This window comes from Paracraurococcus lichenis, assembly GCF_030657435.1.
Taxonomy (GTDB): domain Bacteria; phylum Pseudomonadota; class Alphaproteobacteria; order Acetobacterales; family Acetobacteraceae; genus Paracraurococcus; species Paracraurococcus lichenis.
On sequence record NZ_JAUTWS010000007.1, the window covers coordinates 94330 to 117307 of the forward strand.

The window sequence follows — 22978 nt, forward strand, 5'->3', positions numbered from 1 at the left end:
GCCCACTGGATGGCGATGATCCTGATCCTGGACGATCGCGCGACCAACCGCAGCATCTATGCAAGGCTGGCCTCGGTCATCGAGGACAATGTCAGCGTCGAGGTGTTCGGGAACCCGGTCGATGCCCTGGAATGGCTGGAGGGCAACCGCGTCGACCTAGTCATCACCGACTTCAAGATGCCGGAGATGGACGGTGCCGAGTTCACCCGGCACTTCCGGGCCTTGCCGGGCGGCGCCGGGGTGCCGGTGCTGGTGGTGACGGCGCATGACGACCGCAGCTTCCGCGTGCGCGCGCTCGATGCCGGCGCCACCGACTTCCTGCAGAGCCCGATCGACCATTTCGAGCTGGTGACGCGCGCCCGCAACCTGCTCGCCCTCGGGCGCCGGGTGCAGGGCGAGCCGGTGGCAGCCGCCGAGCCGCCGGCCCGGCCCGCCGCGCTCGATCCGTTGCAGGTGCATGGGGCGGAGGGCCTCGCCCGCATCCTCGACAGCCTGCCCGCCCAGGTCAGCGCCGCCGACCGCGACGGGCGCTGCATCTACGCCAATGCCGCCTTCGCCGCGGCGGTCGGCGCGCGGCCTTCCGAACTGCTCGGCGCCGGCCCGACGCTGCTCTTCGGCCCCGACCGCGGGGAGCGCAGCCGCCGCGCCGATCTCGAGGTCCTCGCCCGCGGCGCCCCGCTGCCGCCCTACCGGGAGGAAGGCGCGGGCGGCCATCTGCTGACCAGCAAGGCACCGCTGCGCGACGCGCGGGGTACGGTCACGGCCGTCATCACCACCTCCATCCCGCTCGGGCCGGAGCCGGAGCGGTGACCGCCCGCGCCGCGCCGCGCCGGCTGTTGCTGGGCGGCCTGCGCGGACCGACGGGGTCGGAGCGGGAGATGAGCTTCAACCGGCTCCTCTTCGCGCTCGCCTTCGCTGCCTACCTGCCGGCGGCGGGTGGCGACCTCCTTCGCCAGGGCATGCCGATCCTGCTGGCCTGGGGCCTCTGCGCGCTCGGCATCTTCGCGCATATCCGGCTGACCCGCGGGCCGAGCATGCTGCGCCGCGCCTTCGCCCTGCTGCTCGACATCGGCTGCCTGTCCTGGTTCCTGCACCTGGGCGGGGACCTGGCCGCGCCCTTCTTCCCGGTCTATCTCTGGGTCGCGCTCGGCAACGGCTTCCGCTTCGGCCCGCGCTGGCTGCTCGCCGGCATGTCGGCTTTCGTTGTCGGCTTCGGGGCGGTGGTGCTGACCACGCCCTACTGGCAGGGATTGCCGCACCTCGCCATCGGCCTGCTGGTCGGGCCGGTGATCCTCGCCCTCTATGCCGGCACGCTGATCCGCAAGCTGTCGCAGGCGCGGCTGGCGGCGGAGCAGGCGAGCGAGGCCAAGACCCGCTTCCTCGCCGGCGTCAGCCACGAGCTGCGCACGCCGCTCAATGCCATCATCGGCATGGGCGGGCTGCTGCGGGACACCCCGCTCGATGCCGAGCAGCAGGAGATGGCACGCACCATCGACGGCGCGGCGCGCGGATTGCTGGGACAGATCAACGGGCTGCTCGACATATCGAGGATCGAGGCCGGAGCGACGGTGATGCGGTCTGAGAGCGTGGACCTGCCAGGGCTGCTGGCGGAGATCCGGGGGCTGCTGCTGGCCCAGGCGCGTGAGAAGGGCCTGGCGCTGCGGCTGCACGCGACCCCGCGCACGCCGGCGCGGGTGATGAGCGATCCGGCGGCGCTGCGCGACATCCTGCTCAACCTCGGCGGCAATGCGGTGAAGTTCACCGCCTCAGGCAGCGTGACCATCGCGGTGGATGCCGAACCGGGGGAGGGCGAGGCCCTGCTGCTGCGGCTCGAGGTCAGCGACACCGGCATCGGCATCGACGCGGCGGCCCAGGCCCGGATCTTCGAGCGCTTCTCCCAGGCGGACGAGACCATTGCCGGCCGCTTCGGCGGCACCGGCCTCGGCCTCGCGCTGTGCAAGGGGCTGTCCGGGCTGCTGGGCGGCAGCATCGGCGTGGCCAGCCGGCCGGGCGAGGGCAGCAGCTTCCACGTCACGGTCCCGGCAAGGCGCGACCCGGCCCCGCCAGCGCCCGGTGGGGCGGAACTGCGGGCGCTGTTGCTGACCACCGCCATGGAGAGGGCGGCGCCGGTCGCGGCGGGGCTCGCGGAACTCGGCATCGCGGCGGTGCCGCGATTGGTGCCGGAGGAGACCTTCGCCGCCGTCTGGGGCGCGGGCGCCGGTGCGCCGCCGGAGCATCTGCTCGCCTTCGCCGGGCCGGCCGGGCTGCCGGCGCCGGAGGATGTGGCGGCGGCCCTGCGCGGCGCCGGCCCGGCGGCGGAATTGCCGGTCTTCGCCCTGGGCGGCGCGCCGCCCCGGGGGCTGCCGGAGCCGGGAGCGCGACGCCGCATCGCGGCCTGGCTGCCGGGCGCGCCGGGGCCGGCCGACTGGGCCATGCCGCTCGCGCTCGCCCGGGCCATGCTGCCGCGGCCGGCGGCGCCGGCGCCCCGGGCGCCGCAGGTCGCGCCCATGCGCGTGCTGGTCGCCGACGACAACCGGGTGAACCGGCTGGTGGTGCAGAAGATCCTGGAGCGCGAGGGCCATAGCGTGACGCTGGTCGCCGATGGCGAGGAGGCGCTGGACGCGCTGGAGGCCGGACACTTCGACCTGGCGCTGATGGACCTCAACATGCCGGGGACGGACGGCGCCACGGCGACGCGGCTGTATCGCTTCGCCGCGCTCGGGCGGCCGCACCTGCCGATCCTCGGCCTGACCGCGGATGCGACGCCGGAGGCGGCGGAGCGCTGCCGCGCGGCGGGGATGGATGGCTGCCTGGTCAAGCCGATCGAGCCGGCACAGCTTGCCGCGGCGGTCGCGGCGCATGCGCCGCAGCGGGCCGAGGCGGCGCCGCTGCCGCCGGCCGTGACGCCGATCGGCTCGCATCCACGCTACCGCCCGGCCGCGCCGCCGGCGCTGGACCCGACGGTGCGGGCGGAGCTGGTGGCGCTGGGGGGCGCGCGCTTCGCGCAGGACCTGACGGCGGACTTCCTGGCCGATGCGCGGGAGGTGCTGCGGACGCTGGAGACGGCGGCGGCGCAGGGCGATGCGGCGCGCTTCCGGGCGGCGGCGCATGCCTTGCGGAGCAGCGCGGCGAATATCGGCGCCCGCGGCGTCTTCGCGCTGAGCAGCGCGGCGGAGGCCATGCCGGCGGGCGAGGTGCCGGTCGCGGGCCGCAAGCAGGCCGCGCTGCTGGCCGAGGAGCTGGAGCGCGTGTGCGCGGCCGGCCGTGACGCGGCGGACGGCGCCGCCTGACGCTGCCGTCGCAGGGCGGTGCATCGGCCCGCGCGACCGCGTCGCATGCGCCGGGGCCTCGGGCCATGGATCGGGAGGTCGAGGACGTCGCCGCGCATTCGGCGGGAGTGCCGCTTCGGCACGTCATGCGGGGAGCGGGGCTTCGCCACGCCGCATGAGGGACGCAGGTCCGGCACATCGGATGAGGAGCGCGGCTTCCGTGCACCGCAAGAGCGGCGCGCATCGGGCATATTGCAGGTGGAGCGCGCCTCAGGCGAGACGCGCGGCGCGGCCTCGGCACATCCTCGGCCTTGCCACGGCCACGTGACCGGCGGCTTCGCTCACCACCGTGGGCTGCGCGGCGCGGGCGCCCTCATGGCGATGGGGCGTGGTGGAGGTGGACGTCGATGGCGGCAGGCGCCCAGGCCCGGCGACACGTGTCACCGCGCAGGCCGCCGTAGCGTGTGTCAGCTCAGGCCCATCCGGCGGTCCTGCGCACCGCAGAGCCGCGCCATGCGCCGCAGGTCCTGCTCCGAGAGCCGCAGCGCCGCCTCGGCCCAGACCTCCACCACCTCGCGCAGCTCGGCGAGCGTCACCGGGTCCACCTTGCGGCGCGCCCGCAGCATGGCCTGGCGCGCATTGTGGAAGCGGTCCTGCTTGTCGATGAAGGCGTGCAGGGCGGCCTCGCCCTCGCCGTCCTCGGCGAGGACATCGACCAGGCCCATGGCGTGCATCTGCTCGGCGGTGTGCACCTCGCCCGAGAGGATGAGCGTCTCCGCCGCGGCGCGGCCGAGGCGGCGGGAGAGGAAGCTGTAGGCGCCCATGCCGGGGAAGAGGTTGAACAGCACCTCCGGCAGGCCGAATTTCGCGCTGCGCTCGGCGACGATGATGTCATGGGCGAGGGCGCATTCGAAGCCGCCGCCCAGCGCATCGCCCTGCACCAGGGCGACGGTGATCATCGGCAGCTCGAGGGCGGTGTGGTTGCGATGGATCGCCTCCACGGCGGCATGGCCGTAGCGCACCAGCCCCTCGCGGTCGCCGGCCGCGATCAGCTCGCGGAAGAGGCCGAGATCGCCGCCGAGGTTGTAGATGCCCGGAATGGCGGAGCCGCAGACGAACCAGCGCGGCGGCGGCAGCGGCGCATCGGCCGCGAAGAGCTCGGGGATCGCCGCATGCATGCTGGCGATGTCGCGCAGCAGCTCCCGGCTGAAGCAGGGGCGGCCGGTCGGGCGCAGCCGGCACCAATAGACGCCGCGCTCGGCGTCATAGGCGGTGTCCAGCGTCTCATGCGTCGAGGCCGACCGGGCGGAGAGGCTGATCTGGGCCAATGCCGGGTGAGCGATGGCGGAAGGCGCGGCGGCCATCGGGCTGCGGACAAAGGTCATGATCGGGTCCCCGTCTGTCGTCCTCACGCCGCTGTGATCAGCGACAGGCGGACCCTACTCGGTCGCGAATAGTTTATACAATACGCAAAACGCTCTGTAGTTGCTTTTCTCGCGTTTTAGACGCAACCGGTCTTGTTCCAGAACGGAGCGGAGCGCCTCGACGGAGGCCCCCGCGGCCGAGTTGAGCAAGGTGGTGCGCCTTCCACCTTCGGCGTGTCGTTGCTTGCGACAATAACCCGGAGCGGCCCGCTGCGACGCGGGTCGCCAGGATCTCCGTCCGGGCGCGCCGCCACGCTCTCCGCGCATCGTGGCCGCGCCGTGCGCGGGATGCCGCCCGGGTTCAATCCTCGTCGAGCAGGCTGGCCAGCTTCAGCGCCACGCCCTTCGACCCCTCCACCCGCAGCTTGCCGGTGGAGAAGGCGAGCATCGGGCTGAGCCGGCCGGCCATCAGCCGCGCCAGGTTCTCGCCGGTCAGACGCAGCACGGTATCCGCCTTGGTCGCCTCGTCGGCCGAGGCGATCTCCGGCTCCGGCCCGGTGGCGTCGAGCAGCACGCTCTCCCCGGTATCGGTCAGGTCGAAGCGCATCCGGTAGCCGAGGCGCTTCAGCACGCCCGCCTTCTCCCGCATCGCCGCCATGAGGGTCTCAGCATCCATCCCTTGTACCTCCGTCTCGCGCGGGCCGCTGCCGCTTACAGAAACTTATTGACCTATAGGTCACCCACCGTAAGCTCGGTCAAGGCAGCCGATCCGCCAGCAAGGCGGACGGCAGGCCCGCGCCGGTTCGGGCGCGACCCCCAGGACGGGAGGAAATACGATGACTTCGCCATTGCTGCGGGCAGCCGGCCTCGGCCTCGGCACGCTCGCCTGCGCCGGCACGGCGGGCGCGACCGGCTACGAACTGCGCGAGCAGAGCGCGGTCGGGCAGGGGGCGGCCTTCGCCGGCGCCGCGGCGCGCAACGACGATCCGAGCATGATGTTCTTCAACCCCGCGGCGATGAGCGGCCTCCGCGGCATCCAGGGCGCGCTCGTCGCCTCCGGCATCTTCCCGAATGGCGAGGCGGTCTCCGGCAGCGCCACGCGCAATGCGGCGCTCGGCGGCTCGCCCATCCGCGGCGGCCTTGGCGGCGACATCGCCCTCGATGCCTTCGTACCGGCCAGCTACGCGACCATCGAGCTCGCCCCGGACTGGCGCTTCGGCCTCGCCGTCGGCTCGCCCTGGGGGCTGGTGACCAAGAGCCCGGCCGACAGCATCGCCCGCTACCACGCCCTCACCTCCTCCCTGAAGACCGTCAACATCACGCCGGCGGTGTCCTGGCAGGTCCTGCCCAACCTCTCCCTCGGGGCCGGGTTGCAGATCCAGTATGCCACGGCCCGGCTCTCGACCGGCGTCGATTTTGGCGCCATCGGCGCGGCGCAGCGCATCCCGGGCTTTCTGCCCGGCGCACGCGACGGCCGCTCCACCGTCACCGGCGACGACACCTCGGTCGGCTGGCAGCTCGGCGCGCAATGGGAGCCGCTGAAAGGCACGCGGCTCGGCCTCGCCTTCCGCTCCGCCGTCTGGCATGAGCTGAGCGGCGACGCGACCTTCCAGGGCGTGCCTTTCCCGCTCTCCCTCTCGCCCGGCTTCGCCAATACCGGTGGGAAGGCGAAGCTGGTGACGCCGGAGACGCTGACCCTCGGCGCGAGCCATCGCCTCGACGACCGCTGGACGCTGCTCGGCGGGCTGGAATGGACCAACTGGTCCCGCTTCCCGGACCTCGTCGTCACCTTCGACAATGGCCGCCCACCCTCGGTGACCGAGGAGAAGTGGCGCGACACCGTCTTCGTCTCCATCGGCACCGAGTATCACTGGAGCCAGGACCTGACGCTCCGCGCCGGCTTCGCCTACGACCAGACGCCGGTCCGCGATGCCTACCGCACGCCGCGCATCCCGGACAACGACCGCTACTGGCTCTCGGTCGGTGCCAGCTACCAGATCATGCCGAAGGTCACGCTGAGCGCGGCCTATACGCACATCTTCGCATCTGACACGAGCGTGACTCTGCGGGATCCCGGGCCGAACAATACGAATCTGTTCCGCGGCAACCTGAACGCCACCTACCAGGCCTCGGTCGACATCGTGACCGCGCAGCTCAGCTTCGCCTTCTGACGCAGGGAGGATCGGCGGCATGGACACGCTTTCCCCGGAGATCGCGCTGCCCTGGCTGCGCGCCTATCCCGCGGACATCGCCTGGGACATGCCGCTGCCGCCCTCCACCATGGTGGAGGTCTTCGAGGCCTCGGTCGCCCGCTTCGGCGCGCGGCCCTGCCTCGACTTCATGGGCCGGCGATGGCGTTATGCCGAAGTCGGCGCGCTGGTCGCGCGCGCGGCGGCGGGCTTCCGGCGGCTGGGGGCGGGGCCGGGCACGCGCATCGGCCTCTGCCTGCCGAACGGGCCGCATTACGTCATAGCCTTCTTCGCGGCGCTGCGCTGCGGCGCGACGGTGGTGAACTTCAACCCACTCTATGTCGCGGCCGAGCTTTCGGCGCAGGCGCGCGACAGCGGGACGGAGATCATGGTGGCGCCGGACCTCGCGCCGATCCTGGACCGCGTGCTGGGGCTGCTGGCGGAGGAGGGGCCGGTGCGGCAGGTCATCGCCTGCCCCTTCGCGGCGACGCTGCCCTTCCCGAAGAGCCTGCTGTTCCGCCTGCTGAAGCGGAGGGCGACCGGCCGCATCCCGCGGGGCGATCCGCGCGTGCTGCGCTGGGACCGGCTGCTGCAGGGCGGGCCGATGCCGCTGCCGATGCCGCGGCCGGAGGACGTGGCGGTGCTGCAATACACCGGCGGCACCACGGGGACGCCGAAGGGCGCGATGCTGACCCATGCCAACCTCGCCGCCAATTGCCGCCAGGTCGCGGCCTGGTCGCCGCAGTGCCGGCCGGGCGAGGAGCGCATGCTGGCGGTGCTCCCCTTCTTCCATGTCTTCGCCCTGACCTCGGTGCTGGGCACCGCCATCCTGGACGGCGCGGAGCTGGTCATGCTGCCGCGCTTCGAGCCGGCCTCCCTCATCGCCGCCTTGCGCCGCAGGCGGCCGACGGTCTTCCATGGCGTGCCGACGCTGCTGAAGGCGGTGATCGACCACGGCGCGACGCGGGAGGACCTGGCCTCGGTGACGATCTGCATCTCCGGCGGCGCACCGCTGCCGCTCGAGATCAAGCGCGCCTTCGAGGTGCGGAGCGGCTGCCGCGTGGTGGAGGGCTACGGGCTGACCGAGGCCTCCCCGGTCTGCTTCTGCAACCCGCTCGAGGGGCTGCAGAAGGACGGGACCATCGGCCTGCCCTTGCCGGGCGTGCGCGCCGAGATCCGTTCCCTCGACGACCCGCAGCGTCCGCTGCCGCCGGGCGAGCGCGGCGAGCTCTGCATCGCCGGGCCGCATGTGATGGCCGGCTACTGGAACCGCCCGGCCGAGACCGCCACCGTGATCGGGCCGGATGGGGTCCTGCACACCGGCGATGTCGGGATCATGGACGAGGACGGCTTCGTGACCCTGGTGGACCGCATCAAGGACCTGATCCTCTGCAGCGGTTACAACGTCTATCCGCGGGTGATCGAGGAAGCGCTCTACACCCATCCCGATGTCGTCGCGGCGACCGTGGTGGGGCAGCCCGATGCCTATCGCGGGGAAAGCCCGGCGGCCTTCGTGCAGCTGCAGCCCGGCAGCACGGTGACGGCGGAGGCGCTGCGGGCGCATCTGCAGGACCGGCTCTCGGCCATCGAGATGCCGAAGCTGATCGAGATCCGCGAGGAACTGCCGCGCACCGCGATCGGCAAGCTCTCGAAGAAGGAGCTGAAGGCGGAGCTACGGCAGCGGGGGGCGGCGGCGTGACCGACCTGTTCAGCGTCAACCAGCTCGCGGAGGAGCTGGGCGTGACGCCCCGGGCCATCCGCTTCTACGAGGTGAAGGGGCTGATCGCCCCGCGCCGCGCCGGCACCACCCGGGTCTTCGACCGGCGCGACCGCGCGCGGCTGATGCTGGTGCTGCGGGGCAAGCGGCTCGGCTTCTCGCTGGCCGAGATCCGGGAATTCCTTGACCTCTACGACGCCGACCGGACGCAGCACAGCCAGCTCGCCCTGCTGCTCGGCAAGGTGCGGACGCGGATCGAGGAGCTGGAGCAGCAGCAGCGCGACCTGGAGCAGACGCTGCGCGAGCTGCGGGCGGTGGAGGCCGAGGCGCTGGCGGCGAGGCAGGAGAAGGCGGCGGACGCGACGCGCGCCGCCGAGTAGGGAGACGCGGGACATGACCGATGTGGTGATCGCGGCCTATCGCCGCAGCCCCTTCCACCTCGCGCACAAGGGCGCGCTGACCAAGGTCCGTCCGGACGAGATGGCGGCGCAGGTGGTGCGCGCCCTGGTGGCGGAGACGAAGCTGGACCCCGCGACCATCGAGGACCTGGTGATGGGCTGTGCCTTCCCCGAGGGCGAGCAGGGCCTGAACGTCGCCAAGCTGGTCGCCTTCATCGCCGGCCTCCCGGAGAGCGTGGCGGGCGCCACGGTGAACCGCTTCTGCGGCTCCTCCATGCAGGCGGTGCACCAGGCGGCCGGCGCGATCCGGATGGGCGCGGGCGATGCCTTCCTCTGCTGCGGCGTCGAGAGCATGACGCGCGTGCCGATGATGGGCTTCAACCCCATGCCGCATCCCGGCCTCGCGAAGGACTTCCCACAAGCCTATGTCTCGATGGGCGAGACGGCGGAGAACGTGGCGAAGCTGCACCAGGTCGGCCGGGCGCAGCAGGAGGAATTCGCGGTGCAGAGCCACCGGAAGGCCGCCGCGGCGCAGCGCGAGGGACGGCTCGAGGCGGAGATCGTCCCGATCGAGGCGCCGGTCGGGCGCGTGGCACAGGATGGCTGCATCCGGCCGGACACCTCGGCCGAGACGCTCGCCGGGCTGAAGCCGGCCTTCCGCGCCGAGGGGACCGTCACCGCCGGCACCTCCTCGCCGCTCACCGATGGCGCCGTCGCGGTGCTCGTCTGCTCGGCCGGGTATGCCAGGACGCACGGCCTGACGCCGCTCGCCAAGGTGAAAGCTGTAGCGGTGGCCGGCTGCGGGCCGGAGGTGATGGGGATGGGGCCCGTCTCGGCCTCGGCCAAGGCGCTGGCCCGCGCCGGCATCTCGGCCCGCGACCTCGATGTCGTGGAGCTGAACGAGGCCTTCGCCAGCCAGGCCATCGCCTGCATGCGCGAGCTCGGCCTCGACGAGGCGAAGGTGAACAGGGACGGCGGCGCCATCGCGCTGGGCCATCCGCTGGGCGCGACCGGCGCCCGCATCACCGGTAAGGCGGCGCAGATCCTGCAGCGGGAGGGCGGGCGCTATGCGCTGGCGACGCAATGCATCGGCGGCGGCCAGGGCATCGCCACGGTGCTGGAGGGGGTGTGATGTCGGCGTCCGATCGCGGAGCACCGCAGCACAGCGAGGAGCGCAGCGTGAATCGGCCGCCGGGCGGCGCGCTCACCACGGGTGCCCCGATGGTGGAGACGGAGCTGCGCGCCACGGCGCCGGCCCCGCGCGCGGTGCCGCCGACGCCGATCAGGAAGGTCGGCGTGGTCGGCGCCGGCGTCATGGGTGCCGGCATCGCGGCGCAGGTGGCGAATGCCGGCGTGCCGGTGGTGCTGCTGGACATCGTCCCAGGCGGCGCCGCCAAGGCGATCGAGCGGATGCTGAAGACCGAGCCGGCGCCCTTCATGCACAAGGGCGCCGCGCGGCTGGTCACGCCGGGGGATGTCGGCACGGATCTCGGCCTGCTCGCCGAATGCGACTGGATCTGCGAGGCGATCATCGAGCGGCCGGAGGCCAAGCGCGACCTCTATGCAAAGCTGGAAGGCGTGCGGAAGCCCGGTTCGATCGTATCGTCGAACACCTCCACCATCCCGCTCGCCGCGCTGACCGAGGGGCTGGGCGAGGGCTTCGCCGCCGACTTCCTCATCACCCATTTCTTCAACCCGCCGCGCTACATGCGGCTGCTCGAGGTGGTGCGAGGGCCCGCGACGCGCGCCGAGGCTGTCGCTGCCATCACCGAATTCGGCGACCGGACCCTCGGCAAGACGGTGATCCCCTGCAAGGACCGGCCGGGCTTCATCGCCAACCGCATCGGCGGGCTGTGGATGCAGAGCGCGATCAACCGCGCCTTCGACCTGAAGCTGACGGTCGAGGAAGCCGATGCCGTCATGTCCCGGCCGTTGGGCATTCCGAAGACCGGCGTCTTCGGCCTGCTGGACCTGGTCGGCCTTGACCTGATGCCGCATGTCGCGGCCAGCATGAAGGCGACGCTGCCAGCCGGGGACGCCTATGTCCTCGGGCTGCGCGAGCATGACGTCATCCTGCGCATGATCGCCGAGGGGCGCACGGGGCGGAAGGGCAAGGGCGGCTTCTACACGCGGCAGAAAGGGCCGGGCGGCGAAAGCCTGAAGCGCGCCATCGACCTCTGGACCGGCGAGTACCGCGAGAGCGAGAAACCGCAACTGGAAAGCCTCTCGCTCCGCGACCTGCGGGCGCTGGCCGAGCACCCGGACCGCGGCGGCCGCTATGCCCGCGCCGTGCTGCTCGACCTGCTGGGCTATGCGGCGTCCCTGGTGCCGGAGATCGCCGACAGCATCGCCGATGTCGATGCCGCCATGCGGCTCGGCTACAACTGGACCTACGGGCCCTTCGAACTCATCGACAGGCTCGGCGCCGCCTGGCTTGCCAAGGCGCTGGCCGAGGATGGCCGCCCGGTACCGCCGCTGCTGCGGCAGGTGGGGGAGGGCAGCTTCTACCACGTTCAGGACGGCAGGCTGGAATACATCGGCACCGATGGCGGCTGGCACGCCGTACCGCGGCCCGAGGGCGTGCTGCTGCTGGCCGACGTGAAGCGCCGCAGCAGGCCGCTGGCGAGGAATGGCTCCGCCTCGCTCTGGGACATCGGCGAGGGCGTCGCCTGCCTCGAATTCCACACCAAGATGAACGCCATCGACCCCGGCACGGTCGAGATGATCGGCAAGTCGGTGGCGATGGGGAAGAAGGGCGCCTTCAAGGCGCTGGTCATCCACAACGAGGGCGAGCAGTTCAGCGTCGGCGCCAATATCGGCCTCGCCTTGTTCGCCGCCAACATCGCCGCCTGGGGCGAGATCGAGGGGCTGATCGAGCAGGGGCAGAAGGCCATGCGGTCGCTGCGCGACGCGCCCTTCCCGGTGGTCGGCGCGCCCTCCGGCATGGCGCTCGGCGGTGGTTGCGAGATCCTGCTGCATTGCGACGCGGTGCAGGCGCATGCCGAGAGCTATATCGGCCTGGTCGAGGTCGGCGTCGGCCTCATCCCCGGCTGGGGCGGCTGCACCACGATGCTACGGCGCTGGGCGGAGAACCCGCGTGCGCCCAAGGGCCCGATGCCGCCGGTCGCCAAAGCCTTCGAGATGATCTCGACCGCGCAGATCGCCAAATCGGCCTTCGAGGCGAAGGAGATGCTGCTGCTCCGCCCGACCGACGGCATCACCTTCAACCGCGACCGGCTGCTGGCGGATGCCAAGGCCAGGGCGCTCTCGCTGGTCGAGGGCTATGCCCCGCCCGAGGTGAAGCCGCTGCGCCTGCCGGGTGAGACCGGCCGCGTCGCGCTCGGCATGGCGGTGCGGCAGCAGGCAGCGCTCGGCCGCGCCACGCCGCATGACATCGTGGTCTGCGAGCACCTGGCGGAGACGCTGACCGGGGCTCGCCGCGACCACACCGAGGAGACGACGGAGGCCGAGCTGCACGCGCTGGAACGCAAGAGCTTCATGGCCCTGCTGCGCATGCCGGCGACGCTCGCCCGGGTCGAGCACATGCTCGAGACCGGCCGGCCGCTCAGGAACTAGGGATCGCGCCATGCCTAGCTACACCGCCCCGCTGCGCGACATGCGCTTCCTCCTGACCGAGCTTGCCGGCACGGAGCGCCTGCGCAGCCTGCCCGGCTGCGAGGAGATCGGCCCGGACCTCGTCGACCCGGTGCTGGAGGAAGCGGCGAGGTTCTGCGCCGAGGTGCTGCTGCCGCTCAACCAGTCCGGCGACATCGAGGGCTGCACGCTGGAGAACGGCGTGGTCCGCACGCCGAAGGGCTTCCCCGAGGCCTACCGGGCCTTCTGCGAGGGCGGCTGGACCGCCCTTGGCGCCGATCCCGCCTATGGCGGCCAGGGCCTGCCGAAATCCATCGGCCTGCTGGTCGAGGAGATGATCTGCTCCACCAACATGGCCTTCGGCATGTATCCCGGCCTGTCGCACGGCGCCTACATGGCGCTGGAGAAGCACGGCACGCCGGCGCAGAAGGCGCTCTACCTGCCCAAGCTCACCAGCGGCGAATGGTCCGGCACCATGTGCCTGACCGAGCCGCATTGCGGCACCGATCTCGGCCTCATCCGTACCCGCGCCGTGCCGGAGGACGACGGCAGCTACCGCATCACCGGCACCAAGATCTTCATCAGCGCCGGCGAGCATGACCTGGCCGACAACATCATCCACCTGGTCCTCGCCAAGCTGCCGGATGCGCCGCCGGGGACGCGCGGCATCTCGCTCTTCGTCGTGCCGAAGTTCCTGCCGACCGAGGATGGGAGGCCGGGCCCGCGCAACGGCGTCACCTGCACGGGCCTCGAGCACAAGATGGGCATCAAGGCTTCGGCCACCTGCGCCCTGGCCTTCGAGGATGCGAAGGGCTGGCTGGTCGGACGGCCGCACAAGGGCCTCTCCGCCATGTTCACCATGATGAACGAGGCGCGGCTCGGCGTCGGCGTGCAGGGGCTCGGCATCGCCGAGATCGCCTACCAGAACGCCGTCGCCTATGCCCGGGACCGCATCCAGGGCCGTGGCCTGGACGGCACCAAATCACCGGACAAGCCGGCTGACCCCATCCTGGTCCACCCGGATGTCCGGCGCATGCTGCTGACCATGCGGGCCATGACGGAGGGCTGCCGCGCGCTGTCCGCCATCACGGCGCTGGAGCACGACGTCTCCCTCCGCCACCCGGACCCGGAGACGCGGAAAGCGGCCGACGACTTCGTCCAGCTCATGACACCCATCATCAAGGCGGTCTTTACCGATACCGGCTGGGACGCGGCTGTGATGGGCATGCAGGTCTGGGGCGGTCACGGCTATATCCGCGATAACGGCATGGAGCAGTTCGCCCGCGACGCCCGCATCACCCAGATCTACGAGGGCACCAACGGCATCCAGGCCCTCGACCTTGTCGGCCGCAAGCTGGGCGCGCATGGCGGCCGCTACCTCCGCAGCTTCTTCCACCCGGTGCTGGCCTTCATCGAAGCCAGGCAAGACGACGCCGCGATGGAGGAGTTCGTCCTGCCACTGGCAAAGGCCTTCGGCCGCCTGCAGCAGGTGACGGCGGAACTCGCCCAGCGCGGGTTGCGCGACCCCTTCGAGGCCGGCGCCGGCGCGACCGACTACCTGCGGCTCTTCGGCCTGACGGCGCTCGCCCATGCCTGGGCGCGCATGGCGGAGATCGCGCTGGAGAAGGCCGAGGCCGACGCCTTCTACAGGGCCAAGCTGGCGACGGCGCGCTTCTTCATGCAGCGCATCCTGCCGGAGACGTCCTCGCTCGCGGCCAAGGTGCTGGCGGGCGGGGAGACGCTGAAGGCCTTCGAGGACGCCGCGTTCTGACCGAGGAAGGCGACGCTGCCCCCATCCGCGGCAGCGCCGCCGATCCCCGCCGGGGCCAAGGCTTGGCCCTGGACCCCGCCCGGAGTCAGACCGCGCTCGACCAGTCCGCAGGGACGAAGCGGTAGCCGCTGCCTTCCTGTACGACATAGCCATTGGCCGGGAAGGGGAAGTGGTAGCCGGTGACGCGCACACGGTCGGCCGCCACGCGGTCGAAGACGCGCCGGCGGGAGGCCTCGGCCATCGCCGGGTCGAAGTCGAAGATCGCATGGAAGTCGGGCCGCCGCGCGAAAAGCTCGGGACGGTTGGTGATGTCGGCGAGGAACACCATTTCCGCCCCGCCATCCGCCACGTGATAGACCGTGTGGCCCGGCGTATGGCCATAGGCCGCCATGGCGCGGATGCCCGGCACCGCCTCGGCCCCGTCCGCGATCTGCCGCACCCGGCCATTGTAGGGCGCGAAGCGGCGCTGACTGTTGGCGAAGTTCGCGCGCTGCCCCTCGGGGCTGCGCGTCTCGTTGCCGCTGTCGCTCCACCAGGCCCATTCGACGGCGGGCACCACCACCTCGGCATTCGGGAAGGCGCGGCCGCCCTGCGCATCCAGCAGGCCGTTGACGTGGTCGCCGTGGAAATGGCTCTGGATGACCGTGGTCACCTTGGCCGGGTCGAGGCCGGCGGCGGCCATGTTCTCGATCATCCGGCCCATGGTGGCGCCGGCCGGCGTCACGCCGTTGCCGGCATCGAAGACCACCAGGCCGCGCGGCGTCTCCACGAAGGTGACGGTGAAGGGAATGCGGTAGGTCGTCGTGGAGAGGAAGCTCTCGGCCAGGACCTTCTGCACCTCCTCGAGCGGCGCGTTGCGCACGAAGCCCTGCAGCGGCATGTCGCGGAAGCCGTCATGCACCGTCGTGACGGTGAAGCCGCCGACCTTGAAGCGGTAGAAGCCGGGCGCCTGGGTGGCGGCGGGCGCGGCAGGCGCGGTCTGGGCCGCGGCGCCGCGCGGCAGGGCCGGCGCGGCGAGCAGGCCGGACAGCCCGGTGAGGGCCAGGCGGCGGTTGAGGCTGACGGTCATGGACGAATCCCCCGAAGCGGCTGCCGTTATGAATGGGCAGTTACGCCGCGGTATCAAGCATCGGCCCGCGTCTACCGCGTGAAGACGACCACGCTTTCGAGGTGCGGCGACCAGAGGAATTGGTCCACCGGCGTCGCCGCCGCGACGCGGTAGCCGGCCCGCGCCAGGACCTGCGCATCCCGCTGCAGCGCCGCCGGGTTGCAGGAGACATAGATGATGCGCGGCACCTGCGCCCGGGCCAGCAGCGGCACCTGCACCGGCGCGCCGGCATAGGGCGGGTCGAGCACGACAGTCGCGAACTCGTGCAACTCCTTGGCCGCCAGCGGCTGCCGGTCGAGGTCCCGCCGCACCGCCTTCACCCGCGCCCCGGCCTTGCCCGCCGCGGCCGAGAGCGCCGCGACCGACTCCGCCATGCCCTCGAAGGCCGTCACCCGCGCCCGCGTGGCAAGCGGAAAGCTCAGCGTGCCGTTGCCCGCGAAGAGGTCGGCGAGGGCGGCCCGCGGCGGCAGCTTATCCGGCAGCCCGGCAAGGACCGCGCCGACGATCGCCGCCTCGCCCTCGCGGCTCGCCTGCAGGAAGGCACCCGGCGGCGGCGAGACGGAGACCCCGGCGAAGGCGATCGCGGCGGCGCCGAGTTGCGCCGCGGTTTCCGGCGCGCCATTGCCCTGGGCCCAGGCGATGCGCGGGATGCCGTGCTCGGCCGCGAAGGCCGCGAGCGCGGCGCGGCCCGGCGCGTCCAGCGCGCCATCGGTGCGCAGCAGCAGGTCGGGACCGGTGTCGAGCAGGTTCACCACGGCCGAGCCGTCGCGCTTCAGCGCCGGCAGCCGCTTCAGCAGCGCGCGCAGCGGCTCGAACAGCGCGACGAGGCGCGGGTCGAGCACGGCACAGGTGGCGAGGTCGACGATGCTGCCGCTGCCACGGGCATGGAAACCGAGCGCGACGGCGCCGCCCGGGCCGCGGCGCAGGGCCAGATCGGCGCGGCGTCGCGCGGCCGGCGGCGTGCGCGCCAGCGGCGCGACCGGCGCATCGCCAAAGCCGGCCCGCGCGAGCGCGTCCACCAGCTTGGCGCGCTTCCAGGCGGCATAGGGCGCATCGGCCCAGTGCTGCAGCGTGCAGCCGCCACAATCGGGGAAGTGCGGGCAGGCGGGCGCGACCCGGTCGGGGGAGGGGACGAGGATGGCCTCCGCCTCGGCCGTCAGGGCGTCGCCGCGCTTGCCGGTCAGGGCGGCACGGACCTGCTCGCCCGGCAGGGTCGCGGGGACGAAGACGGTGCGACCCTCGAGCCGCGCGATGCCGTCGCCAGCGGCGCCCAGATCCTCGATCCGCAGGTCGAGACTGTCAGCCATGGCCTAGCCCGACGGGGCATCGGCCGCGGTTGCGGATCGCGGCTGTCATGGCCGGATCAGGTCCGGCCTTGGCGGCGCCACGCTTCGGCGCGGCGCCGCGGCACCGGGGGCCGGCGCGTGTCACCCGAAGGCGTTCAGCCCGGTGATGGCACGGCCGAGAATCAGCGCATGCACGTCGTGCGTGCCCTCATAGGTGTTCACCGTCTCGAGGTTCATGACGTGGCGGATGACGTGGTACTCGTCCACGATGCCGTTGCCGCCGTGCATGTCCCGCGCCACGCGGGCGATGTCGAGCGCCTTGCCGCAATTGTTGCGCTTGACCAGGCTGATCATCTCCGGCGCCGCCTTGTCCTCGTCGAAGAGCCGGCCGACCCGCAGCACGGCATGCAGGCCGAGCGCGATCTCGGTCTGCATGTTGGCGAGCTTGAGCTGGATGAGCTGGGTATTGGCCAGCGGCCGGCCGAGCATCTTGCGCTGCAGCGTGTAGTCGCGCGCGCGGTGCATGCAGTCCTCCGCCGCGCCCATCGCGCCCCAGGCGATGCCGTAGCGGGCGCGGTTGAGGCAGGAGAAGGGGCCGGCGAGCGACTTCACGCCGGGCAGGCGGTTCTCCTCCGGCACGAAGACCTCGTCCATCATGATCATGCCGGTGGTGGAGGCGCGGAGGCTGAACTTGCCCTCGATCTTCGGCGTCTCGAAGCCCTTCATCCCGCGCTCGAGGATGAAGCCGCGCAGCACGCCCTCGTCGTCCTTGGCCCAGACCACGGCGATATCGGCGATCGGGGAGTTGGTGATCCAGGTCTTGCTGCCGCTCAGCAGGTAGCCGCCGTCGACCTTCTTCGCGCGGGTGCGCATGGAGGAGGGGTCGGAGCCGGCATCGGGCTCGGTCAGGCCGAAGCAGCCGACGAACTCGCCGGTACGCAGCTTCGGCAGGTACTTCTCCTTCTGCGCCTCCGAGCCGAAGGCGTAGATCGGGTACATGACGAGCGAGGACTGGACGGAGAAGGCGCTGCGGTAGCCGCTGTCGACGCGCTCCACCTCCCGCGCCATCAGGCCATAGGCGACATAGGAGATGCCGGCGCAGCCATAGCCGTGCAGCGTCGCGCCGAGAAAGCCCATCTCCCCGAACTCGTTCATGATCTCGCGGTGGAAGTGCTCCTTGCGGAAGGCTTCCTGCACGCGCGGCAGCAGCTTCTCCTGGCAGAACTGGTGCGCGGCGTCGCGGATCATCCGCTCGTCCTCGGTCAGCACGCCCTCGAGCTGCAGCGGATCCGCCCAGTCGAAGGCGGCGCGCGGCTGCCGGGCGCTCGGCGGCGCGACGACCGCGGTGTCGGAGGCGCCGGTGGACGGGATGGCGACGGGATTCTGGACGTTCATGGCGGTCTCCTCGATGGCCCGTCCGGGCATGCGGCGGATGGCGTGACTCTGGCGCGGGGGCCGGGGCCCCGCAACCGGGCGGCGGATGCGGAAACGGCCAGGGAGGCCCTGGCCGCATGCATCCGTCCGATGGCAGGAACGCGGCGGCGCCGCGCCCGGATCAGGCGGCTTCCTGCTCCTGGTCCTGCTCCGGCGCGGCATCGCGCCGCGGCCGGGGGATCGGGATCAGCATGAAGGCCGGCACCGCATCGCCGAAGCCGCGCACCGGCGGGCCGAGATCGTCGCGGTCGCGGCGGCGGTAGTCGTCGCGGTCCCGGTCGCGGCGGCGGTCGTCGCGCGGGGCGCGGTCGTCGCGCGCACCGCGGTCACGGTCATCGCGGGCGCCGCGCTCGCGCTCGTAGCGCTCGGCCCGCTCCTCGCCGACCCGTGCCTCGCTCGCGCGCCCCTCGCTCGCACGCCCCTCGCTCGCACGCACCGGGCGGTCGCGCTCGCGCTCGCGGTTCGGCCCGCGCTCGCGGTCGGCACGCTCCGGACGGGCACGGTCGCGATCCCGGTCACGTCCGCCGCGGTCGCGCTCGCCGCGCTCCGGCCGGCCGCGGTCGCGGTCCCGGCCGCCGCGGTCACGCTCGCGCTCGCGTCCCTTCGCCGCGTCGCGCCCGCCGCGGCCGCGGCCCTTCGGCCGCGCGGCGGCTTCCGCGATCTCCTCGTTGCTCACCGGATCCAGCCCCTCAATCTCGATGCGCGGGATCGGCATGCCGGTCAGCTTCTCGATGGCGGCGACGTTCCGCGCGTCGTCAGCGGTCGCGATGGTAAAGGCGTGGCCCTGCTTGCCCGCCCGGCCGGTGCGGCCGATGCGGTGGACATAGTCCTCGTCCCGGTAGGGCACGTCGAAGTTGAAGACGTGGCTGAGGCCGCCGATGTCGATGCCGCGCGCCGCGACGTCGGAGCAGACCAGGAGCTGCAGCTCGTTGTTCTTGAACCTGTTCAGCGTGGCGAAGCGCGTGGACTGGTCCATGTCGCCATGCAGGGCGCCGACCGAGAAGCCGTGCCGCTTGAGCGACTTGTAGAGGATGTCGACCTCGATCTTCTTGTTGCAAAAGATCAGGGCGTTCTGCACGTCCTCGCGGCGGATCAGGCGGCGCAGCGCCTCCCGCTTGTCGAGCTCGCGCGTCCAGAGCAGGCCGGTGGTGATCGTCGTCGCCACGCTCGCGGGCGCGGAGACGCTGACCTCCTTCGGGTTGGAGAGGAAGGCGTCGGCGAGTTTCCTGATCTCCGGCGCCATGGTCGCCGAGAAGAACAGCGTCTGCCGCATGCCGGGGAGCAGGGAGACGATGCGCTCGACATCCGGGATGAAGCCCATGTCGAGCATGCGGTCGGCCTCGTCGATGACGAGGATCTTGCAGTCGGCGAGCAGGATGCGGCCGCGGTCGAAGAGGTCGAGCAGCCGGCCGGGGGTCGCGATCAGCACGTCCACGCCCTTCTCGAGCACGGCGCGCTGGTCGTTCATGCTCTCGCCGCCGATCAGCAGGGCATGCACCAGGTTGAGGTGCTTGCCGTACTTGACGAAATTCTCGGCGACCTGCAGCGCCAGCTCGCGCGTCGGCTCGAGGATCAGGCTGCGCGGCATGCGCGCCTTGGCCCGGCCATTGGCCAGGATGTCGAGCATCGGCAGGGTGAAGCCGGCGGTCTTGCCGGTGCCGGTCTGGGCGGTGCCGAGCACGTCGCGGCCCATGAGCACGACGGGGATCGCCTGCTCCTGGATCGGGGTCGGGGTGACGTAGCCGGCCTCGGCCACCGCGCGCAGGATGGGCTCGGAGAGGCCGAGATCGGCGAAGGTGACGCGCGGGGCGGCGGCCTCCTCGGCCTCCTCCTCGTCGTCCTCGTCATCCTCCTCGTCATCGTTCTCGGACCCGTCCGCGTCCTCGGCCGAAGCCTCCTCCGGCTCGTCCTCAGCGGAGTCCTCGTCTTCTTCCGCCTCGTCCCCGGCCGGCGCCTCGGCGGCCTCCGCCGGGGCGAGCGCGATGGGCTCCTCCTCGGCGGGCGGCGCGGCCTCGGGCGCCGCTTCGACGGCGGCGGCCATGGGCTCGGTGGTGACGTTGTGCGGAGTCTCGGCCGCCTCGGTGGCGGGCCGCTCGGGGGTATCGGTCAAGCGCGGTCGGTTCCTTCGCCGGGACGGCGGCGGCATGGCGGCCGGTGCTCCCACAGACTGCGCTGCGCGGCAGAGGCCGAAACCGACGCCCGGCGTGCCCAATGCTGCGGCCGCCGCTCCAGGTCCGGCCGCCATATGCCCCTGTAGCGCGGGAAAATCAAGCTTTGCCGAGAATTGCACCGCAGGTCGGTCGCGCCTATGGGGCATGCGCGCCATGCCCGCCATCTCCAGCCTTCTCATCTTGCCCGGACTGCTCTGCGATGCCCGCCTCTGGCGCGACCAGGTCGCAGGCCTGGCCGGGGAGGCCGAGTGCCTGGTCGCCGAGACGACGCTCGACGACAGCCTCGCCGCCATGGCGGCGCGGGCGCTGGCCGCGGCGCCGCCGCGCTTCGCCCTTTGCGGCCTCTCCATGGGCGGCTACCTCGCCTTCGAAATCCTGCGCCAGGCGCCGGAGCGGGTGGAGCGGCTGGCGCTGCTCGACACCTCCGCCCGGCCGGACACGCCGGAGCAGGCACGGCGGCGGCGCGGGCTGATGGCGCTGACCCGCACCGGGCAGTTCCGCGGCGTCACGCCGCGGCTGCTGCCGCAACTCGTGCATCCCGCGAACCTCGAGGGGCCGGTCGGGCAGGAGGTGATCGCCATGGCCGAGCGGGTGGGCAAGGAGGCCTTCCTGCGCCAGCAGGCCGCGATCCTCGGCCGGCGGGACAGCCGGCCGGACCTGCCGGGCATCGCCGTGCCCACGCTGGTCGCGGTGGGCGAGGCGGATGCGCTGACCCCGCCGGCGCTGGCCGAGGAGATCGCCGCCGGCATCCCCGACGCGCGCTACCTGGCGATCCCGGGCTGCGGCCACCTGCCGCCGATGGAGGCGCCGGCCCAGGTCACGGACCTGCTGCGGGACTGGCTGCGCGGCGGCTAGCGGCGGCGCCGGGCGGTCCGAGGCCGGGCATCGAGCCGCACCGGACCTCGACCGCGCCACGCCGGCCATGATGCCCGCCGATCCACTGTCCATCTCTCGGGGCACCGACTGGCGGATGCCCGGGTAGTGTCCGCTCGCGCTCGGACACCCCGAAGGATCGCACCGGCCGCGGATCCCGCCGTACGGCCCGCTGCTACTCCGGCACGCAGCGCACCGCCTCCGGCCGGGCGATCGCCGCCATGGGTTTCGTGCCCGCGGGGCAGGGCGCCTGGCGGTGGGCCGGCGCGGGCAGGCCGAGATCCCAGCCCCGCACCTCCGTCCCGCCGAGGGAACCGCCCGGGGCTGCGCCCGTCCCGGGTCGGCACAGCCCGCCCCGGCCGCGCACCGGCATGCCGCCATGCGGGCAGAGGAAGCGCCGCGCCGCCTCGATCGCCGCGGCATCGGGCCGGCTGCGTCCGGCCGGCGCCGCCCCGGCCGCCCCGGCCAGCGCGAGCAGGACCAGCGCGAGCAGCACCCCCTTGGGCCGGGCCGAAATCCGGCGCATCGTAACGGCAGGGAGAGAACCATCATGTCCAGGACCGAGCGCCGCACCATCGTCGGCGCGCTGGCGGCACTGCCGCTGGCCGCGCCCGCCACCCTCCGCGCCCAGCCGCGCCCCGTGCAGATCGGGCTGCTCAGCGACATGAGCGGGCCCTTCCGCGACGTCGGCGGCCCTGGCAACCGCATCGCCGCCGAACTCGCCGTCCAGGATTTCGGCGGCAGCGTGCTCGGCCGGCCGGTCACCGTCCGGCAGGCGGACGGGCAGAACCGCGCCGATGTCTCCGCCGCGCTGGCGCGCGAATGGATCGACAATCTCGGCGTCGATGTGCTGGCCGATGGCGCCGCCAGTTCCTCCGGCCTCGCCATCCAGGAGGTCTGCCGGGAGAAGAAGCGGATCTACATCATCACCGGCCCTGCCACCTCCGACATGACCGGCGCCAAGTGCTCGCCCTATGGGATGCATTTCGGCTTCGATACCTACGCGCTGGCGCATGGCACCGGCACGGCGCTGACCAAGGCGGGCGGGAATAGCTGGTACTTCATCACGTCCGACTATGCCTTCGGCCATGCACTGGAACGCGACACCATGGCCGCGGTGCGGGCCAATGGCGGGCAGGTGCTCGGCGCGGTGCGGGCGCCGCTGAACAATGCCGACTTCTCCTCCTTCCTCATCCAGGCCCGCGCCTCCGGCGCCAAGGTGATCGGCTTCGCCCTGGCGGGGCTCGACCTGCAGAACTGCATCAAGCAGGCGGCGGAGTTCGGCCTGACCCGCGGCGGCGCCCGCATTGCCACGCTGCTGGTCCAGATCACCGACATCGTCGCCCTCGGCCAGCGCACCTGCGAGGGCATGGTCCTGACCGACAGCTTCTACTGGGACCTGAACGACGCGACCCGCGCCTGGGCGCAGCGCTATGTCGCCCGCATGAAGTCCCCGCCCGGGCTGCAGCATGCCGCGGTCTATACCGGGGTGACGCACTGGCTGAAATCGGTGCGCGAGGTCGGATCGACCGAGGCCGAGGCGGTGGCAGCGCGGATGAAGGCGACGCCGGTGAACGACATGTACAATACCGATGTTCGGATCCGGGAGGACGGCCGCACCCTCCACACCATGTATCTCTGGGAGATCAAGAAGCAGGCCGAGGCGAAGCAGCCCTTCGACTTCTGCTCGCTGCTCGCCACCATCCCGCCCGAGCAGGCTTGGCGGCCCCTGAGCGAGGGCGGCTGCCCGCTGGTGCGGAGCTGACGGGGAGCGCCCGCCGCCGTCGCGCGTTGGGTCCCTCCC

The 22978-nt window shown here is 72.3% G+C and carries 17 protein-coding genes; 10 read left to right on the forward strand and 7 right to left on the reverse strand.

Annotated elements, in window-relative coordinates; genetic code table 11:
• Nucleotides 1-9 precede the first annotated feature (9 nt).
• Nucleotides 10-810: a response regulator gene (locus tag Q7A36_RS09360; RefSeq protein ID WP_305103420.1), complete on the forward strand. Its 801-nt coding sequence runs from the start codon at nucleotides 10-12 to the stop codon at nucleotides 808-810.
• Nucleotides 807-3290 carry a response regulator gene (locus tag Q7A36_RS09365; protein WP_305103421.1) on the forward strand — a complete coding sequence of 828 codons (2484 nt, stop codon included), beginning with the start codon at nucleotides 807-809 and terminating at the stop codon, nucleotides 3288-3290. Before Q7A36_RS09360 ends, Q7A36_RS09365 begins: the two co-directional genes overlap by 4 nt.
• Nucleotides 3291-3736: 446 nt before the next feature.
• On the opposite strand, the gene Q7A36_RS09370 is transcribed toward Q7A36_RS09365, so the two are convergent.
• Together Q7A36_RS09370 and Q7A36_RS09375 are read right to left on the reverse strand one after the other, a co-directional pair.
• The gene (locus Q7A36_RS09370) at nucleotides 3737-4654 is read right to left on the reverse strand and encodes a crotonase/enoyl-CoA hydratase family protein (protein ID WP_305103422.1); all 918 of its coding nucleotides are present in this window, start codon (nucleotides 4652-4654) and stop codon (nucleotides 3737-3739) included.
• 340 nt (nucleotides 4655-4994) lie between these two features.
• A complete protein-coding gene (locus Q7A36_RS09375; protein ID WP_305103423.1) occupies nucleotides 4995-5309 on the reverse strand; it encodes an SCP2 sterol-binding domain-containing protein in 315 nt (104 codons plus the stop codon).
• Between the two features lie 160 nt (nucleotides 5310-5469).
• Here Q7A36_RS09375 and Q7A36_RS09380 point away from each other — a divergent pair, with 160 nt between their 5' ends.
• From Q7A36_RS09380 to Q7A36_RS09405, 6 genes are read left to right on the forward strand one after another with little or no spacing between them, the layout of a single operon-like run.
• On the forward strand, nucleotides 5470-6804 hold the full coding sequence (locus tag Q7A36_RS09380; RefSeq protein WP_305103424.1) for an OmpP1/FadL family transporter: 1335 nt from the start codon (nucleotides 5470-5472) through the stop codon (nucleotides 6802-6804).
• 19 nt (nucleotides 6805-6823) lie between these two features.
• A complete protein-coding gene (locus Q7A36_RS09385; RefSeq protein WP_305103425.1) occupies nucleotides 6824-8521 on the forward strand; it encodes a long-chain-fatty-acid--CoA ligase in 1698 nt (565 codons plus the stop codon).
• Nucleotides 8518-8919 (forward strand): MerR family transcriptional regulator, encoded by a 402-nt coding sequence (locus tag Q7A36_RS09390; RefSeq protein ID WP_305103426.1) that lies wholly within the window; start codon nucleotides 8518-8520, stop codon nucleotides 8917-8919. The genes Q7A36_RS09385 and Q7A36_RS09390 overlap by 4 nt, the downstream gene beginning before the upstream one ends.
• A 13-nt stretch (nucleotides 8920-8932) precedes the next feature.
• Complete coding sequence (locus Q7A36_RS09395; protein ID WP_305103427.1) at nucleotides 8933-10069, forward strand: thiolase family protein; 1137 nt, start codon at nucleotides 8933-8935, stop codon at nucleotides 10067-10069.
• On the forward strand, nucleotides 10069-12513 hold the full coding sequence (locus tag Q7A36_RS09400; protein ID WP_456306785.1) for a 3-hydroxyacyl-CoA dehydrogenase NAD-binding domain-containing protein: 2445 nt from the start codon (nucleotides 10069-10071) through the stop codon (nucleotides 12511-12513). The genes Q7A36_RS09395 and Q7A36_RS09400 overlap by 1 nt, the downstream gene beginning before the upstream one ends.
• Before the next feature lie 10 nt (nucleotides 12514-12523).
• The gene (locus Q7A36_RS09405) at nucleotides 12524-14302 is read left to right on the forward strand and encodes an acyl-CoA dehydrogenase C-terminal domain-containing protein (RefSeq protein WP_305103428.1); all 1779 of its coding nucleotides are present in this window, start codon (nucleotides 12524-12526) and stop codon (nucleotides 14300-14302) included.
• Nucleotides 14303-14387: 85 nt separating this feature from the next.
• Here Q7A36_RS09405 and Q7A36_RS09410 read toward each other — a convergent pair whose 3' ends face one another.
• The 4 genes from Q7A36_RS09410 to Q7A36_RS09425 form a co-directional block, all read right to left on the reverse strand.
• Entirely contained in the window at nucleotides 14388-15371 is a 984-nt protein-coding gene (locus tag Q7A36_RS09410) for an MBL fold metallo-hydrolase (protein ID WP_305103429.1), read from the reverse strand.
• 71 nt (nucleotides 15372-15442) lie between these two features.
• Entirely contained in the window at nucleotides 15443-16717 is a 1275-nt protein-coding gene (locus tag Q7A36_RS09415) for a class I SAM-dependent RNA methyltransferase (RefSeq protein WP_305103430.1), read from the reverse strand.
• Between the two features lie 120 nt (nucleotides 16718-16837).
• Nucleotides 16838-18091 (reverse strand): acyl-CoA dehydrogenase, encoded by a 1254-nt coding sequence (locus Q7A36_RS09420; protein ID WP_305103431.1) that lies wholly within the window; start codon nucleotides 18089-18091, stop codon nucleotides 16838-16840.
• 160 nt (nucleotides 18092-18251) lie between these two features.
• Nucleotides 18252-20171, reverse strand: a complete 1920-nt coding sequence (locus Q7A36_RS09425) for a DEAD/DEAH box helicase (protein WP_305103531.1) — start codon at nucleotides 20169-20171, stop codon at nucleotides 18252-18254.
• Between the two features lie 283 nt (nucleotides 20172-20454).
• On the opposite strand from Q7A36_RS09425, the gene Q7A36_RS09430 reads away from it, so the two are divergent.
• Entirely contained in the window at nucleotides 20455-21156 is a 702-nt protein-coding gene (locus Q7A36_RS09430) for an alpha/beta fold hydrolase (RefSeq protein ID WP_305103432.1), read from the forward strand.
• Between the two features lie 193 nt (nucleotides 21157-21349).
• On the opposite strand, the gene Q7A36_RS09435 is transcribed toward Q7A36_RS09430, so the two are convergent.
• A complete protein-coding gene (locus tag Q7A36_RS09435) occupies nucleotides 21350-21700 on the reverse strand; it encodes a hypothetical protein (protein WP_305103433.1) in 351 nt (116 codons plus the stop codon).
• Between the two features lie 24 nt (nucleotides 21701-21724).
• Here Q7A36_RS09435 and Q7A36_RS09440 point away from each other — a divergent pair, with 24 nt between their 5' ends.
• A complete protein-coding gene (locus tag Q7A36_RS09440) occupies nucleotides 21725-22939 on the forward strand; it encodes an ABC transporter substrate-binding protein (protein ID WP_305103434.1) in 1215 nt (404 codons plus the stop codon).
• The last annotated feature ends 39 nt before the right edge of the window (nucleotides 22940-22978 follow it).

Excerpts from the sequence above, each read along its gene's own strand:
- Q7A36_RS09360 (WP_305103420.1), top strand. The coding sequence starts at position 10 with ATGGCGATGATCCTGATCCTGGACGATCGCGCGACCAACCGCAGCATC.
- Q7A36_RS09370 (WP_305103422.1), bottom strand. The coding sequence starts at position 4,654 with ATGACCTTTGTCCGCAGCCCGATGGCCGCCGCGCCTTCCGCCATCGCT.
- Q7A36_RS09375 (WP_305103423.1), bottom strand. The coding sequence starts at position 5,309 with ATGGATGCTGAGACCCTCATGGCGGCGATGCGGGAGAAGGCGGGCGTG.
- Q7A36_RS09380 (WP_305103424.1), top strand. The coding sequence starts at position 5,470 with ATGACTTCGCCATTGCTGCGGGCAGCCGGCCTCGGCCTCGGCACGCTC.
- Q7A36_RS09385 (WP_305103425.1), top strand. The coding sequence starts at position 6,824 with ATGGACACGCTTTCCCCGGAGATCGCGCTGCCCTGGCTGCGCGCCTAT.
- Q7A36_RS09395 (WP_305103427.1), top strand. The coding sequence starts at position 8,933 with ATGACCGATGTGGTGATCGCGGCCTATCGCCGCAGCCCCTTCCACCTC.
- Q7A36_RS09400 (WP_456306785.1), top strand. The coding sequence starts at position 10,069 with ATGTCGGCGTCCGATCGCGGAGCACCGCAGCACAGCGAGGAGCGCAGC.
- Q7A36_RS09405 (WP_305103428.1), top strand. The coding sequence starts at position 12,524 with ATGCCTAGCTACACCGCCCCGCTGCGCGACATGCGCTTCCTCCTGACC.
- Q7A36_RS09410 (WP_305103429.1), bottom strand. The coding sequence starts at position 15,371 with ATGACCGTCAGCCTCAACCGCCGCCTGGCCCTCACCGGGCTGTCCGGC.
- Q7A36_RS09415 (WP_305103430.1), bottom strand. The coding sequence starts at position 16,717 with ATGGCTGACAGTCTCGACCTGCGGATCGAGGATCTGGGCGCCGCTGGC.
- Q7A36_RS09420 (WP_305103431.1), bottom strand. The coding sequence starts at position 18,091 with ATGAACGTCCAGAATCCCGTCGCCATCCCGTCCACCGGCGCCTCCGAC.
- Q7A36_RS09425 (WP_305103531.1), bottom strand. The coding sequence starts at position 20,171 with ATGGCCGCCGCCGTCGAAGCGGCGCCCGAGGCCGCGCCGCCCGCCGAG.
- Q7A36_RS09430 (WP_305103432.1), top strand. The coding sequence starts at position 20,455 with ATGCCCGCCATCTCCAGCCTTCTCATCTTGCCCGGACTGCTCTGCGAT.
- Q7A36_RS09435 (WP_305103433.1), bottom strand. The coding sequence starts at position 21,700 with ATGCGCCGGATTTCGGCCCGGCCCAAGGGGGTGCTGCTCGCGCTGGTC.
- Q7A36_RS09440 (WP_305103434.1), top strand. The coding sequence starts at position 21,725 with ATGTCCAGGACCGAGCGCCGCACCATCGTCGGCGCGCTGGCGGCACTG.